This is a genomic window from Saccharothrix sp. HUAS TT1, from assembly GCF_040744945.1.
In the GTDB taxonomy this organism is placed as follows: domain Bacteria; phylum Actinomycetota; class Actinomycetes; order Mycobacteriales; family Pseudonocardiaceae; genus Actinosynnema.
On sequence record NZ_CP160453.1, the window covers coordinates 6,289,574 to 6,305,871 of the forward strand.

General features: G+C 75.5%; 6 protein-coding genes. 1 reads left to right on the forward strand and 5 read right to left on the reverse strand.

All coding sequences use genetic code 11. The features are described from left to right. The first annotated feature begins 50 nt into the window (after positions 1–50). The gene (locus AB0F89_RS28270) at positions 51–374 is read left to right on the forward strand and encodes a hypothetical protein (RefSeq protein WP_367128656.1); all 324 of its coding nucleotides are present in this window, start codon (positions 51–53) and stop codon (positions 372–374) included. A gap of 208 nt (positions 375–582) precedes the next feature. On the opposite strand, the gene AB0F89_RS28275 is transcribed toward AB0F89_RS28270, so the two are convergent. The 5 genes from AB0F89_RS28275 to AB0F89_RS28295 form a co-directional block, all read right to left on the reverse strand. Then, the gene (locus tag AB0F89_RS28275) at positions 583–1,929 is read right to left on the reverse strand and encodes a hypothetical protein (protein ID WP_367128658.1); all 1,347 of its coding nucleotides are present in this window, start codon (positions 1,927–1,929) and stop codon (positions 583–585) included. A gap of 95 nt (positions 1,930–2,024) precedes the next feature. Next, on the reverse strand, positions 2,025–3,428 hold the full coding sequence (locus AB0F89_RS28280) for a cellulase family glycosylhydrolase (RefSeq protein ID WP_367128659.1): 1,404 nt from the start codon (positions 3,426–3,428) through the stop codon (positions 2,025–2,027). Positions 3,429–3,585: 157 nt separating this feature from the next. Continuing rightward, positions 3,586–4,614, reverse strand: coding sequence for a 3-deoxy-7-phosphoheptulonate synthase (locus AB0F89_RS28285; RefSeq protein ID WP_367128660.1), 1,029 nt, complete (start codon positions 4,612–4,614; stop codon positions 3,586–3,588). Continuing rightward, on the reverse strand, positions 4,607–6,031 hold the full coding sequence (locus tag AB0F89_RS28290) for an MDR family MFS transporter (protein WP_367128661.1): 1,425 nt from the start codon (positions 6,029–6,031) through the stop codon (positions 4,607–4,609). The genes AB0F89_RS28285 and AB0F89_RS28290 overlap by 8 nt, the downstream gene beginning before the upstream one ends. After that, positions 6,028–16,266 (reverse strand): amino acid adenylation domain-containing protein, encoded by a 10,239-nt coding sequence (locus AB0F89_RS28295; protein ID WP_367128662.1) that lies wholly within the window; start codon positions 16,264–16,266, stop codon positions 6,028–6,030. Before AB0F89_RS28295 ends, AB0F89_RS28290 begins: the two co-directional genes overlap by 4 nt. Positions 16,267–16,298: the final 32 nt, after the last annotated feature.

The following is a 16,298-nucleotide window of genomic DNA, read 5'->3' on the forward strand; positions in this document are numbered from 1 at the left end:
GGGGTTCTCCCCTGATTCGTCGGCCCACCCCCGCTGCCACAGTGGTCACCATGATCGACGCCGGGGCGGGGGCGACCAGGCTCTTCCTGGTCGAGTGCTACCTGCACGCGGCGAACCCGCGTGAGGTCGCCGTCGCGGTGGAGGCGGTCCGCGCGGCCGGGGAGCGGTCCGCGTCGGCGTTGGCCCTGCGGTGCTGCCTCGCGATCCCGGGCGACGACAGCTACTTCTGCGTCTTCGCCGCCGACGGGGCCGAGGTCCTGGCGACGGCGTTCGACCTGGCCGGGGTGGCGTTCGAGCGGATCGTCGAGGCCGCCGCGGTGCCGTGGGACCGGCCCACCGCGCTGCCGGCGTTCGAGTCGGTCCGTCCGGGGTGAAGCGCCCGGCGGCAGCGCGTCCCGCGAGCGCGACCGCCGGTGGTGACGGCGAAGGCGGGGCCGCCGCCTGGTGTTCGCCGGGCGGGGCCGGTGTCACACGACTGGGGGCTGACACCGGCCCCGTGCCCTAAGGGCCGGGAGCAGGCCCTCGCTCCGCACGGTCCAGCGGTCGGCCGGGAAGCCGGGGCACGACGGGTGGTTCGGCGGGCTAGCGACTCTCCCCGGCGACCTGAGCCGGTTCCTCGGCCGGGTCGCCCGGCGAGGCGGCCTGACGCCGTGCCGACCGGTCGAGGACGGCGATCGTGACGAGCAGGATCGTGGCGATGCCGAGCCACGCCGCCCACAGCCCGGTGCGCGAGCCCTCCGGGAGCATGGTGCCGCTGCCCTCGTACTGCGCGAACACCTGCAACAACGCCCGCAGCGACAGGACGAGGCCGAACAGCAGCGGCCCCAGGACGACCGGCAGCGCACGACGCCGCGCCAGGTCCGGCGCGACGGTGGCGGCGGTGGCGGTGACGGCCGCGAGGCACAGCGCCACCAGCACCTCGGCGGGCAGGAACAGCGGCTCGCCGGACGCCATCTCGACGTACGACCCGGTCACCGGGCCCGCCGTCGCCATGGTGAGCCCGATGACGGCGCAGGCCGACGCGGCGAGCGCCACGGCGAACCGGGTGCGGCCGACCAGCACGCCCACGACCAGTCCCGCCACGGCCGACGGCCACACGTCGGTCATCTGCCCGGCCGTGAAGTAGATCGCCAACGTCAACGGCGCGGCCACGGCGAACAGCACGAGCCCGGCGGTCGACGCGCGCAGCCCCGAACCCAGCGTCGCGGCCAGCCCGACGGCGCACAGCAGCACGAGGACCCCCGCACCGGTGGTCGCGAACACGGGGGCCGGCAGCACCGGCAGCAGCAGGTGGTCGGCGACCGCGAGCAACGCCGGCAGCAGGGCGGCCCAGGTGCCGATGACCGCGGCACGGCGGCCGACCGGGGCCTGCTCCGCCTCGGGCACCCGGCCGGTGCGCGCGCCGTGCACGGCCAGCGCTCCCCCGGCCAAGCCCAGTACGGCGAAGCCGAGGTCCAGCCCGATCGAGCGTTCAGGGGTGTCGAGCCACGGCAAGCCGAGCAGCGTCGACCCCAGCAGCACGGCGCCCACGAGCCCGCCCGCCAGCGCCGCACCGCGTCCCGCCCGCAGGAGGGACGCCGCGCTGAGCACCCCGATGACGATGAGCGCGGTACCGGCGCCGCCGACCGCCCACAGCACGCTCCGCGCGCCGGGGCGACCGCTGAAGAAGTGCAGGTGCGACCAGGCCACCTCGGGCAGCTTCGCCGCGGCGCCCGCCACCAGCAGCCACGGCCAGCGCCCGCTGGTCCACAGCCCGATGGCCACCGCCGCCGCGGGCACGGCCAGCAGCACGACGTTGTAGAGGTTCGCGCCGACGCCGGTGCCGGCGGTGGACAGCAGCGGCGGCGTGGCGCGACTGGCGTTGAGCAGGGCGAGGGCGGCGAGCGCGGGCGCGCCCCAGGTCCAGCCGTACCGGCGGATGACGTCCATGCGCCGCAACGTAACCCGGAAAACCCCGGCCCCGGGGCGGAACCCGGGAAAGCGGACGGGGCCCCGCGGACGAGGCCCCGTCACGCTCGACGCCGTCAGCTCGTCGGGAAGTTGTCCTGGGTGCTGATCCGGCTCTTCAGCAGCGCGCCCGAGTCGGTGAGCACACCGCTGCTGGAGTAGTCACCGCCGTTGCAGGTGCCCGGCCGCAGCGCGGCGCTGCTCTCGTTCGCGTCCGAGTACGTCCAGTTCGCGTACCCGATCTTGAGCTGGTCGAGCAGGTCCAGCCAGGCCGTGGTGCTCGCCCGGTCGAACGTGCCGCCGCCGGTGGCCAGCACGGAGCCGAACTCCGTCACGAACAGCGGGAGCCGCTGGGCGGCCCGGCTGACGGTGGCCCGGTAGTTGTCCTTGTGCGACGCGGCGTAGAAGTGGAACGCGTACATGATGTTGGTCGCGTTGACCGGGTTGTTGATGACCTCGGTCTCGTTCGAGCCCTCCGAGACGCCCAGCGACGACCACGCGCGGGTGCCGACGATGATCACGGCGTCGGAGTCGGCGGCGCGGATCACCGGGATGACCTGCTCGGCGTAGTTCTTGATCGACTGCCAGCTGACGCCGTTGGGCTCGTTGGCGATCTCGTAGATCACGTTCTTCTTGTTCGCGTTGCGCGAGGCGACCTGCGAGAAGAACGTCTTCGCCCGCTCCAGGTTGAAGTTCGGGTCACCCGGCGTCAGGATGTGGAAGTCGATCATCGCGTACATGCCGCGCGCCTCGGCCATGTCCACCAGGCTGTTCACCCGGTTGGTGAACCCGCTCGGGTTCGTCTCGTAGCCCTGCTCCTGCACGTACATCGCGATCCGGAACAGGTCGGACTTCCAGTCCTTCGCCAGCGCGTCCAGCGACGAGTTGTTGTAGCACTTGTCGAACCACTGGATGCCGTGCGTGCTCATGCCGCGCAGCTGGATCGGCCGGTTGAACTGGTTGCACAGGTTGACGCCGCAGACCCGCAGCTGGCCGTTGATAGCGACCGGCGTGGTGCCGACCGGCGGGTTCGTGGTCGTGGTGGTGGTCGACGTCGTGGTGCTGGTCGACGTGGTCGAGCCGGTGCAGGCGACGCCGTTGAGCGTGAACGACGTGGGCGTCGGGTTGCCGCCCGAGTACGAGCCGACGAACCCGAGGTCCGTGGACCCGCCCGTGCCGAGCGTCCGGTTCCAGTCGACGTTGGTGGCGGTGGCCGTGGAGCCGGACTGGGTCCACGTGGCGTTCCAGCCCTGGACGACCCGCTGCGACGTGTTGGGGAACGACACGCCGAGTGACCACCCACTGATGGTGTCACCCAGGTTGGTGACCTTGACGCTGGCCTGGAACCCGCCCGACCACTGGCTGGTGACGGCGTAGTCCACCTTGCAGCCCTGGGCGGCGGCCACGGCCTGCGGCAACACCATCGCCGCTGATCCGAGGACGACCGCACCAGCCGCAAGAACGGCGGTGGAGCGCTTCACTGAGCCCCTCCTCATCTCGACAGACGTCTGGGAGCGCTCCCAGACTCGTCGGGAACGTACACCCGGAAGTGAGCCCCCGTACAGGGGTCGTCTCGCGGAGTGGCACAACGCCGTGACTCTCCGTGTCGAAATGTCTCGGCTCGCGAACGGCCGAACGTCAGCGAACGGCCGAACGGCGGCGCGCGGCCCGTGCCAGGACCTCCAGCAGCGGGGTCGTGCGGTCCCAGCCCAGGCACCTGTCGGTGATGCTCAGGTCCGGGCGCAGCGGGGTCGCGGTCGGGCTCTGGCCGCCGTCGGCCAGGTAGGACTCGACCATCACGCCGACCAGGGCGCGGTTGCCCGCCGCGACCTGCTCGGCCAGGTCGGTCACCACGACCGGCTGGCGGTTGTGGTCCTTGCCGCTGTTGCCGTGCGAGGCGTCCACCACCACGCGTCGGGGCAGGCCGGCGGCGGTCAGGGCGTCCAGCGCCCCGGCCACGCTGCCGGCGTCGTAGTTGGGCCGGGAACCGCCGCGCAGCACCAGGTGCGCGTCCGGGTTGCCCGCGCTGCGCAGCGTGGTCAGCCGGCCGTCGTGCCCGACGCCGGGGAACGTGTGCGGCAGCCCGGCGGCCCGGATGGCGTCGACGGCGGTGTCGACCCGGCCCGTGACGCAGTTCTTCATGCCCACGGGCACCGGCAGCCACGACGCCAGGTGGCGGTGCGGCGGCGCGGCGACCGTGCGCGCGCCGATCGCGGCCCAGCTCACGGTGTCCGCGACGTGGTGCGCCAGCAGCGGGTCGACGAACTCGTAGGCCAGGGGCAGGCCGGTCGCCGCCGCCTGGACCAGGAACGACCGGCCCAGCCTCAGCCCGGCGGCGATGTCGCCCTTGCCGTCCAGGGTCGGGTCGGGCAGCAGGCCGGTCCACCCGGCGACCGTGCGCGGCTTCTCCAGGTACGCGCGCAGCACCACGACCAGGTCGTCGGACAGGCGTTCGGCGGCGGTGGCGAGCAGCCCCGCGTAGTCCAGGGCCGCCGCCGGGTCGTGGACCGAGCAGGGCCCGACCACGACCAGCAGCCTAGGGTCCCGGCCGGCCAGCACGGCGGCCACGGTCTCGCGGTGCCGGGCCACCGCGCCGGCCGCGGCGGCGGGCAGCGGGTCGGCCGCGACGACCTCGGCGGGTGCGGGCAAGGTGTCCTGGTCAGGCATCTGCCGACCCCTTCTCGTGAGCGGCGGGTCGCCGGTGGCGGGGCAGCCTGGTCGCGCCGAGGACGGCGACGAGCGCCAGGCCGAGGACCCACCAGAACGTGTCGGCGAACGCCGCGGTGACGTCGGACCCGTTGGCGGCCAACCGGTCCTGCAGGACGACCGCGAGGATCGCCGTGCCGATCGAGCCGCCGACGGTGTTGAGCAGGTTCAGCGCGCTGGACGCGCGCGGGAGGTGCGAGGGTTCGATCCGGCTGTAGACGATGTTCATCACCGGCGCGCCGATCATCGCCGCGCCCAGGCCGCGCACCAGCAGCGAGGCGACGATCACCGCGTCGGGCAGCGCGTGCCCGAGCTGGGTGAACGGCGCCGTGCCGACCGCGACCAGGGCGATGCCGGTCAGCACCAGGGTGCGCGGTGCGACGGCGTTGATCGCGCGGCTGACGAACACCGAGGCCACCGCCGCGCCGACGCCCTGGGGCGCGAGCAGCAGCCCGGCCTCCCACGCCGTCAGGCCGCGACCGGTCTGGAAGTACAGGGGCAGCAGGAACATCGCGCCGAAGACCGACGCGCCGAGCACCGCCAGGGCCAGCGCCGCGACGCCGAACGGGGGTCGGGTGAACAGCCGCGGGTCGACCAGCGGCGTCCGGGTGGTCCGCAGGCCGTGCACGACGAAGGCGACCAGCATCCCGAGGCCGACCACCACGGCGCCCGCGGCCACCGCGGGCGCGTTGCCGTTGACCTCGGTGAGGCCGAACACCAGCACGGCCAAGCCGGGCGACAGCAGCAGCGCGCCGCGCAGGTCGAACGGCACGTCCCGCGAACCGGGGGCCGCCGCGGCCACGTGCCGGCGGGCCAGCAGGATCGCCACCAGCCCGATCGGCACGTTGACGTAGAACAGCCACGGCCAGTCCGCCACGCCGAGGATCGAGCCGCCGGCCAGCGGGCCGAGCACCGGCGACAGCAGCGGCACCACGCCGACCACGGCGATCACCCGGCCGATCCGGTCCCGACCGGCCGCCCGCGCGAGCAGCGCCTGACCGATCGGCGGCAGCAGCCCGCCGGCCAGGCCCTGCAGCACGCGGAACGCGATCAGGCTCGGCAGCGACCAGGCCAGCGCGCACAGCACCGAGCCGACCAGGAACACCGCCACCGCGACGAGCCACGTCCGCCGGCCGCCGAACCGGTCGGCCAGCCAGCCCGCCGCGGGCACCGCCGTGACGACCGCCAGCAGGTAGGCCGTGCTGACCCACTGGATGTCGGTGACCGGCGCGTCGAACCGCTCGGCCAGCGCGTCGATGCCGACGGAGACGATCGTGCTGTCCAGCGTCGCCATGAACGTGCCGAGCACGAGCACGAACGCGGTGCGCCACAACGCCGCGTCCACCGCGCGGCCGGTTCCGACCGCTCCCCCGCTCACGGCCGCACGCCCGTGAAGTCGGCGTCGAACCGCTCGGGCAGGTCGCGCAGCACGGCGAGCAGGTCGGCGGCGAACGCCTCGACCTCGGCGGCGCCGAACAGGTCCGCCTGGTAGTGCAGGACACCGGACCAGCCGCCCTCGTGCTCGGGCACGACGGTGAGCGTCAGCGGGTGGTGCGTCCGCTCCCGGAACCGGGTCCCGGTGACGGTCAGGCCGGGCGCCGGTTCGCGCAGCCGCGCCGGGTCGACCGGGTAGTTCTCGAACACGACGAGGCTGTCGAACAGCCGCCGCCCGCCGGCCGACGCCTCCAGCTCGGCCAGGCCGACGTGGTGGTGCTCCACCAGCGCCTGCTGCCGGGCCTGGAGGTCGGCCAGCACCTCGGCGACCGTGCCCGTGCCGCGGACCCGCACCGGGACCGCGTTGGCCAGCAACCCGATGACCTCCTCGACACCGTCGACGTCGGCGGAGCGGCCGGACACCATCGCGCCGAAGCAGACGTCCCGGCGATCGGACCGTCCGGCGAGGACCGCCGCCCACGCGCCCTGCAGGACGGTGTTCGGCGTCACCCCGTGCCGGGCGGCGGCTTGGCCGAGCGCGGCGACCAGGGGTGCTCCCACGTGCAGCAGCACGGGATCAGGCGCGCCGACGACCGCCGCGCGGGCGCCGACCCGACCCCCGGCCCGATCGCCGACGAGGTAGTCGCCCTCGGGCAGGTCTTCCAACTCCGCCCGCCAGGCGCGCAGGTCGGCGGCGTGGTCGCGGTCGGCCCGCCACCTCAGGTACCGGGCGAGCGGAACGGGCTCGGGCAGCGTCACGGCGCCGCCCGTCTCCGCCGTGTAGAGGGCGAACAGCTCGGTCAGGACGCGCGGCGCGGACCAGCCGTCGGACAGCACGTGGTGGCTGGTCAGCACGAGCACGGCCCGCTCGGGACCGGGTCGCACCACGGTCAGCCGCAGCGGCGGTCCGACCTCCAGGTCGAACGGCTCCGCCAGGTCGGCCTCCAGCGCACCCTCCACGTCGGACGTGTCCAGCACGCGGAACCCCGGCCGCGGGTCGACCGGGATCACCTGCACCGCGTGCGCCGACGGGAACACCGCACCGAGGTTCGGGTGCCGGCGCAGCAGCTCCGCCCCGGCGGCGCGCAACGCCTCCACGTCGAGCACGCCGGACAGCGAGAACGCCGCCTGCACCGTGTACGCGTCCGCGTGCCGGAGCATCGAGGACTGCAACGGCGTCAGCGGCAGCACGTCGGCCACCGCGCGGTCGCGCTCCAGCGCGTCGATCGCGGCCTGGTCGAGCGTGACCAGCGGCAGGTCCGAGGGCGTCAGACCGGCCCGGTCCAGCACGTCCGGATCGGTGGCGATCCGCGTCAGCTCCCGCCGGAAGCACTCGGCCAGGGCGCCGATCCCGTCCTCGGTGAACAACGCCGCGGGCCAGGTGAACCGGACGCCCAGCTCGTCGTCGCGGACCATGGCGTTGATCATCAGGGCGTGCGGCAGCGGCAGGTCGCCGCCGCCGCCGGAGCCGAGCGGGTCGGCGTCCGGCGGCAGCTGCCACGGCGCCTCCGCGGTCGGCGGCGCCGGGAAGCGGCCGAGGTAGTTCCAGGCGACCTCCGGTTCCCGCGCCCCGGACCGGCCGAGGATGCCGTGCCCGAGGCCGTCGCCGGCCGCGCGCAGGTGCTCCTTGACCGACTTCAGCTCGTCCGCCGCGCCGGGGCCGACGGGCGCGATCCGCGCCGGGTGCACGGCGGTGAACCAGCCGACGGTGTGGGACAGGTCGACCTCCGGCGGCCGGCCGTGGCTCTCCAGCGCGACCAGCAGGTCCGGCTCGCCGCCGCGCCACGCGGCCACCGCGCGGGCCAGTGCCGTGAGCAGCACGGTGTCCGGGGTGGTGCGGTAGGCGGCGGGCAGGGTGGTGAGCGCGGTCCGGGTGGTCTCCGGGTCGAGCCGCAGGTGGTGGTGGACGGCGGTGCCCGCGGTGTCCCGCGACGGGTCCAGCGGGGACGTCAGCGGCACGGCGGGCGCGGCGTCGACCGCCTCCCAGTGCGGCAGTTCCGCGAGCCGGTCCGACGCCGCGTCGCGCAGCGACCGCGCCCAGCCCACGAACGACTGCCCGTGCCGGGGCAGCGGCGTGACGCCTTCGCGGTACAGGTGCGCCACGTCGTCCAGCACGATCCGCCACGACACCGCGTCGACCACGACGTGGTGCGCGACGAGCGCGAGCCGGCCGGGGCGCTCCGGCCCGGCGTCCACCCACACCGCGCGCAGCAGCGGTCCGGTGCGCAGGTCCATCCGGGCGCGGGCGTCGGCGACGTGGGAGTCGACCACCGCGCGCAGGTCGTCGTCCGCCCGGACGCACGTGAGCACGTCGGCGGCGGTCACCGCGCCCGCCTCGGGGACGCGCAGCACCTCGTCGCCCACCAGGTGCGCGCGCAGCACGTCGTGCCGGGTCAGCACGGCGTCGAGCACGGCGTGCCACTTCGCCGCGTCACCACCGGCGGGCACGCAGATCTCCACCCACTGGCAGAACCCGTCGGCGGCCGGCCCGGAGCGGCGCAGCAGGTCGCGCATGATCGGCGTCAGCGGCGCGTCACCGGTCGCGGGCGCCGCCTCGACCCGGTCGGAACCGCCGCAGCGGGCGGCGATCCCGGCGATCGTGCGGCCCTCGAAGACGTCGCGCGCGGTCAGGCCCAGCCCTTCGCGCCTGGCCCGGGAGACCACCCGCAACGACACGATGCTGTCGCCGCCGACCTCCAGGAACGCGTCGTCCAGGTTGACGTCCTCGGCGCCCAGCACCTCGCGGACCACCCGCAGCAGCACGGCCTCGGCGCGCGTGGCCGGTTCCCGGGCGGGTGCGGTGGACCGGGACTCCGGCGCGGGCAGCGCGGCCCGGTCGAGCTTGCCGCCGGGTCCCAGCGGCAGGTGGTCGATCACCACCAGGGCGCTCGGCACCATGTGGTCGGGCAGCTCGGCGGCCAGGTGCTCGCGCACGGCGGCCGGGTCCGGGTCGGCGTCGTCGGTGGGGACGACGTAGCCGACGAGCCTGCGCTCACCGGGCCGGTCCTCCCGCACGACCACGGCGCACGCCCGCACGTCGGGGTGCCGAGTGAGCACGGTCTCGATCTCGGACAGCTCGATCCGGAACCCGCGCACCTTGACCTGGTGGTCGGAGCGGCCCAGGAACACGATCTGGCCGTCCGCCCGCCACCGCACCAGGTCGCCGGTGCGGTACATGCGCTCGCCCGGCCCGAACCCGAGGCTGTCGCCGAACGGGTCGGCGACGAACCGCTCGGCGGTCAGCCCGGGCCGGCCGACGTAGCCGCGGGCCAGCTTCGGGCCGGCCAGGTACAGCTCGCCGGTCACGCCGACGCCGACCGGCAGCAGGCCCGCGTCCAGCACGTAGGCGCGCACCTCGGGGTCCGGTCGGCCGATCGGCAGCGGTCCGGGGTCGGCCGGGTCGTAGTGCCAGGTGACCGAGTTGATCGTGACCTCGGTCGGGCCGTAGGCGTTGAACAGCGCCCGGCGGTCGCCCCAGCGGCGGGCCAGCTCGGGGTCCAGGCGTTCCGCGCCGACGACGAAGAACACGTCCGGCGGCACGGTCCGGTCGTCCGGCATCGCGGCCAGGAACGACGGCAGCAGGTTGACGCCGGTGACGCGGTGCTCGGCGATGTAGTCCAGCAGCTCGTCGCCGGGCACCCGCACCTCCTCCGGCGCGATGACCGACGTGCCGCCGGACAGCAGCGGCAGCATGAACTGCCAGAACGCCACGTCGAAGCTGGTCGAGGCGAAGTGCAGGTAGCGCTCGCGCTCACCGATGCCGACCACGTCCTCCTGGAGCGAGACCAGGCTCGGCACGCCGCGGTGGGTCAGCGCGACACCCTTGGGCTTGCCGGTCGTGCCCGAGGTGTAGATGACGTACGCCAGCGAGTCCTGGGTCAGGTCGCGGCGCGCGTGCTCCGGGTCGGCGTCCCACGCGCCCGGTCCGTCCGAAGTGGACGGGTCGACCACCGGGAGGTCCACCGGCACGCCCGCCTCGGCCACCACGGCGGCCGGCGCGACGTCCTCGATCATGTAGGCCAGCCGGTCGGCCGGGTAGGCCGGGTCCATCGGCACGTACACCGCGCCCGCCTTGAGCACGCCGAACAGCGCGACCACCATCTCCACGTCCCGGCCGAGCAGCACCGCGACCGGGTCCTGCGGCCGCACGCCCCGGTCGATCAGGGCGTGCGCCAGCCGGTTGGCCCGCCGGTCCAGCTCGGCATAGCTCAGCGACCGGTCGCGGCACACCACGGCCTCCGCGTCCGGGGTGCGGCGCACCCACGTGGCGAACTCCGCCAGGCAGCCGCCGCGCTCGCGGGTGGGCTGCGCGCCGACGCCCAGGGCCAGCAGCCGGTCGTGCTCCTCGGCGTCCAGCGCCCGCAGCCGGGCGACCGGGCGGTCCGGGTCGGCGACGATCTCGTGCAGCAACGCGCGCAGCCAGCGGCCGTACCCGCGCACGGTGGCCTCGTCGAACGCGTGCGGCTGGTAGCCGAGGCCGATCACGATCTCGTCGTCGGGGATGACGATGACGGTCAGCGGGTAGTGCGTGGCGTCGGTGATGTCCACCCCGGCCAGGTCCAGGCCGGGCGCGAGGGTGGTGCGCCGCCTGCTGGAGAGGGGGAAGTTCTCCATCACCAGCATGGTGTCGAACAGCTCGCCGAGGCCGACGGCGCGCTGGACGTCCGGCAGGCCCACGTGGTGGTGCTCGGCGAGCGCGACGCTCTCCTCGTGCACCCGGTCCAGCAGGCGGGCCGCGGTGTCGCCCGGCGCGTGCCGGACCCGGACGGGGATCGTGCCGCCGAGCTGGCCGATCATCGACTCGACCCCGTCGACCTCGGCCGGCCGCCCGGAGACCGGGCAGCCGAAGACCACGTCCCGCCGCCCGGTGAGCCTGCCCAGCAGCACGCCCCACGCGGTCTGCAGGAGGGTGGTGGTCGTGATGCCGCGGTCGCGGGCGAACGCGCGCAGCCGCTCGCTGAAGTCCGCGCCGAGGCCGATGGTCACCCGTTCCGGGCGGTCGACCCTGGCGCCCGCGCCGGGCGGGGCCAGCCGGGTGCCCTCGGCCAGCCCGGCCAGGGCGCCGCGCCACGCGTCCAGCGCGGCGTCGTGGTCGCGGTCGGCCAGCCAGCGGTGGTACTCGGCCAGGGGCGGCGCGGTGGGCGCCGCCGGGCCGCCGCCGAGTTCGGCGTAGATGGCCAGCAGGGTGCGGCCGACCAGCGGCATGGACCACCCGTCGAGCAGCGCGTGGTGGTTGGTGATGACCAGCCGGTGCTCGTCCGGGCCGAGCGCGCACAGCAGGAACCGGATCAGCGGCGGCTCGTGCGGCGCGAACGGGCGTTCCAGCTCGGTGCGGCAGTGCTCGGCGAGCAGGGCGTCCCGCTCCCCCTCGGCGGACAGGTCGACCTGCCGCCAGTCCAGGCTCACGTCCGCCGGGACGACCTGGACGACGTCGCCCGCGGCCGTGGTGTGCAGGTGGACGCGCAGGGCGTCGTGGCGGCGCAGCAGCTCGGCGGTCGCGGCGCGCATCCGGTCGGGGTCCAGGTCGCCGCGCAGCAACGTCACCGCCTGGACCACGTAGACGTCGGTGTCCTGGTCGCCGCGGACCAGGCTGTGGAAGGACAGCCCGACCTGCAGCGCGGTCGCGGGCAGCACGTCGGTGACGCGGCCGGTGCGCTCGACGGCGTCGATCGCGGCCTGGTCGAGGTCGACCAGCGGCAGGTCGGACGGGGTGAGCCCGCCGCCGTCCGGACCGACCCGGTCGGCGTGCGCGGCCAGCGCGGCCAGCGCCTCGCCCCAGGCGCGCTGGAGGTCGGCCACGGTCCCGGGCGGCAGCGCGGCCGAGGCGGCGGTCCACTCGACGGCCAGCCGCGGCTCGCCGTCCTCGCGCACGAAGCAGTTGAGCGCCAGCAGCTGTTCGAGTGCCTTGGCCGGTGGTTCGGCGACCGCGAACGCCTCGCCCTCGGGCAGCCGCCAGCCCGTGCCGGGCAGCGGGGCGAAGCGGCCGAGGTAGTTCAGCAGCACGTCCGGCGGCGGGGTGGCGGACAGCTCGTCGCGGGTGGCCGGGTCGAGGTGGCGCAGCACGCCGTAGCCGATGCCGTGGTCGGGCGTGGTGCGCTTGGCCTCCTTCGCGGCGCGCAGCAGGCGGTCGACGTCGAGGTCGGCCGCGGGCACGAGGACCGGGTACTCGCTGGTGAACCAGCCGACCGTGCGGGACAGGTCGGCGTCCGGGTGCTCGCGACCGTGGCCCTCCAGGGTGACCGAGACGTCGCCGGCGGCGCCGTGCAGCCGCAGGGCCAGCGCGAGGGCGGCCAGCAGCACCTCGTCGACGCCGGCGCGGTAGGCGGCGGGCAGGGTGGTCAGCAGCGCGGCGGTCACCTCCGGTGAGGCGACCGTCGTGGTGCGGTCGGCGGTGGCCGCCACGTCGACGGACTGGTCCAGCGGCCGCCGGGCGAGGCGGGCGCCGCTCAGGGCGCGCCGCCAGTGGTCCAGCTCGCCGCGCCGGGCGCCGGTCCCGGCCTGCTCGGCGAGCAGCAGCGCGTGCCGCCGCCACGACGTGCCGACCGGGGCGAGGGCGGCCCCGGAGCAGGCCGCGTGCAGGTCGGGCAGCAGGACGCGCCACGACACGCCGTCCACCACCAGGTGGTGCAGCACCACGACCAGCCGGTCGGGCTCGCCGGGCGGGGTGCGCACCAGCGCGACCCGCAGCAGGTCGCCCGACCTCGGGTCGAGCGACGCGGCCAGCCGTTCGGCGGTCGCGGTGACCCCGTCCCCGTCGACCTCCTCGACGGCGGCGCGCACCGCGCCGGGCGGGCGCACGACCAGGCCGTCGTCGGTCACCTGGAGCCGGAGGGCGTCGTGCCGGTCCAGCACCGCGGCCACACCCGTGGTCAGGGCGTCGGGGGTGAGGGGTTCGTCCACCCGCACGGCGGTCCACTGCGCGTACCCGGCCACGGCGTCGGCGGTGTTCACGTCGAGCAGGGCGCGCGCGATCGGCGGCGCGGGCGCGGGCCCGACCGGGTCGTCGGGCGCGGCGACCGGTTCGGCGACCTCGCGGCCGGCGGCGGCGAGCGCGGCGAGGCTGCGGCGGGCCAGCAGGTCGCGCGGCCGCAGCTCCAGGCCCCGTGCGCGCAACCGGCTGCTCACGCTGATCGCCGTGATGCTGTCGCCGCCGAGGGCGAAGAAGTCGTCGTCCACCCCGACCCGCTCGGCGCCCATCACCTCGGCGACGGTCGCGCACAGCAGCCGTTCCCGCTCGGTCGTCGGGCCGCGGCCGCCGCCGGTCAGCCGCGGCGCGGGCAGGGCGGCGCGGTCCAGCTTGCCGTTGACCGTGACCGGCAGGGCGTCCAGCACCACGACCACCGCGGGCACCAGGTGGTCGGGCACCCGCTCCACGAGCGCCGACCGCACCGACTCGGGGTCGAGCACGACGCCCGCCACGGGCACGACGTAGCCGACCAGGCGGGGCGTCGGGGCGTCGGTCCGGACGACGGCGGCCGCCGCGCTGACCCCGGCCACCGTCCCCAGCGCGGCCTCGACCTCGCCGACCTCGACCCGGTGGCCGCGGATCTTCACCTGGCCGTCGCGCCGGCCCAGGTACTCCACGCCGCGACCCGGGACCCAGCGGGCCAGGTCGCCGGTGCGGTACATGCGCTCGCCCGGCCCGAACCCGAGGCTGTCGCCGAACGGGTCGGCGACGAACCGCTCGGCGGTCAGGCCCGGCTGGTTCGCGTAACCGCGGGCCAGGTGCGGCCCGGCCAGGTACAGCTCGCCGACGGCGCCCGGCGGCGTCGGCTGGAGCGCGTTGTCCAGCACGTAGGCCCGGGTGCCCGACAGCGGGAAGCCGATGGTCGGCGCGTCGCCGTCGACCCGGGCGCTGGTGCTGTCCACGGCGGCTTCCGTGGGGCCGTACATGTTGCGCGCCGGGACGCCGGACTCGGCGACCCGCCGCCACAGCGCGGGCGGCGTGGCCTCGCCGCCCAGCACGAGCAGCACCGGCCGGTCCCCCTCGGCCAGCAGGCCCGCGTCCACCAGGGGCGCGGCCATCGACGGCGTGGTGTCCACGACGTCCACCAGGTCACGCCGGTAGGCGGCCAGCAACGCGTCCGCGTCGCGGGTCAGGTCGGCGTCGTAGAGGTGCAGCTCGTGCCCGCACAGCAGCCACGACAGCTGGTCCAGCGCGGAGTCGAAGGCGAACGAGTAGGTGTGCGCGACGCGCAGCCGCCTGCCCGCCGCGCGCTCGGTCTCGGCGACGGTGGTCGAGCGGTGGTGGTGCAGCAGCGATAGCAGGCCGCCGACCCGGCCGAGCACGCCCTTGGGGCGGCCCGTCGAACCGGAGGTGTGGATGACGTAGGCCAAGTGCCCGGGGTCGCGCGGCGCGGCCAGTTCGCCGGCGGTGAGCGCGGTGTCCGGCACGGTGGTCAGGTCCACATCGGACAGCACGAGACCCTTGCCGCCCGGCGCGATCCCGGCCGTCGCCGCGGTGCACAGCACGAGCGCCGCGCCGGTGTCGGCGACCAGCTCGCGCAGCCGTTCCCCGGGGTGCTCGACGTCCAGCGGCTGGAACGCGGCCCCGGCGTCCAGCACCGCCAGCAGGGAGACGACGAGGTCGGCCGACCGCGGCAGCGCGAGCGCCACCACGTCGTCCGGCCCGACGCCCCGCGCCCGCAGCGCACGCGCCAGGCGGTGCACGCGACGCACGAGGTCGCGCCCGGTCAGCCGGTCGTCGCCGTGCACCAGGACGGTCGCGTCGGTGTCGAGGTCGTCCAGCACCGCGGCCACGTCGCGCGGCACGCCGGGCAGGGCGGCCGTCGACCACTCCCCCAGCAACCCGGCCCGCTCCTCGGGCGCCATCAGGGCCACCCGGCCGATCACCGACGCATCGGCGGCAGTGGCGGCGGCGAGCAGCGAGCGGAACGCGGTCAGCTTGCGCTCCACCGCCGCCTGGTCGTGCGTGCGGGCGTCCACCTCGAAGCCCAGCAGCAGGCCGCCGTCCCGGGTCGGCAGGACGCTGAGCCCCATGTCCTCCGGCGGACCGCCCGCGACGTTGCGCATCACGCCGGTCGCGCCCGCGAAGTCGATCGCCAGGTCGAACGCCTTGAGGTTCACGCCCCGGCCGTGCAGCAGCGCGCCCGCGCCGGGCGTCGCCAGGTCGCGCGGCAGGTCCTCGCCCCGGTACCGCTGGTGGGCGCGCATCTCGCGCATCACCCCGGCCACCCGCTTGCTCAGCCCGCCGAGGTCGTCGTCACCGCGCACGTCCACCCGCAGCGGCAGCACGTTGACCGCCATGGCGGGGGTGCGCAGGCCGACGCCCGTGCGGCACATCAGCGGCAGGGCGAACACGACGTCGGTGCGGCCGAGCACCCGGTGCAGGAACGCGGCGTAGCAGGCGATCAGCACCTCGCCCCAGGTGACGCCCAGGCCCTCGGCGAACTCGCGCAGCCGGGCCACCTCGTCGGCGGGCACGACCGCGCGGGCGGTGACCGTGCGGTCCGGCGGGCCGGGCGCGGCGGCGTCGTCCGGGTCGAACTCGGGCATCGGCGTCAGCCGGTCCAGCCAGTAAGCCCGGTCGCGCTCGAACTGCTCGCCCGCCCGGTAGGCCAGGTCGGCGGCGACGAGGTCGGCGAACCGGCCGAACGCCGACTTCGGCGCGGGGGCGCCGGTCGCCAGCGCGGTGTGGTGCGCGGCCGTGCGGCGGGCCAGCATCGCCGCGGTGTAGCCGTCGAACACCAGGTGGTGGCCCAGCTGCGTGTACCAGACCTCCCGGTCGGACAGCCGGATGACGGTGCAGGAGAACAGCGGCCGGTCCACCATGCCCCGGCACGCCTCGGCGACGCGCGCCCGTTCGGCCCGGACCAGCGCCTCGGCCGCGGCCCGCGGGTCGGCCGAGCCGCTGAGGTCGACCACCTCCGGCAGCGGCACCGGTTCGTCGGACACGACCTGGCGCGGCCCCGACGGCGTGTCGAACACCCGCAGCCGCAGGCTCTCCGCCTCCTCGAACGCGGCTCGCACGGCGCGGGCGACCAGCCCGGCGTCGACCGGCAGCTCCCCGGTGATCTCCACGACGTCGCCGACGACGTAGTAGGGCGAGTCGGGTTCCAGCCGCTGCGCGTTCCAGATGCCCGTCTGCGCGCCGGTCAGGTCGAGGACCACGTCGACCGGTGGCGTGGTCGACGGGCGCTGGGCGTGGGCAGTGCTCAACTCGTGCTCCTGGGATCTGGGGTGTGCCGCGG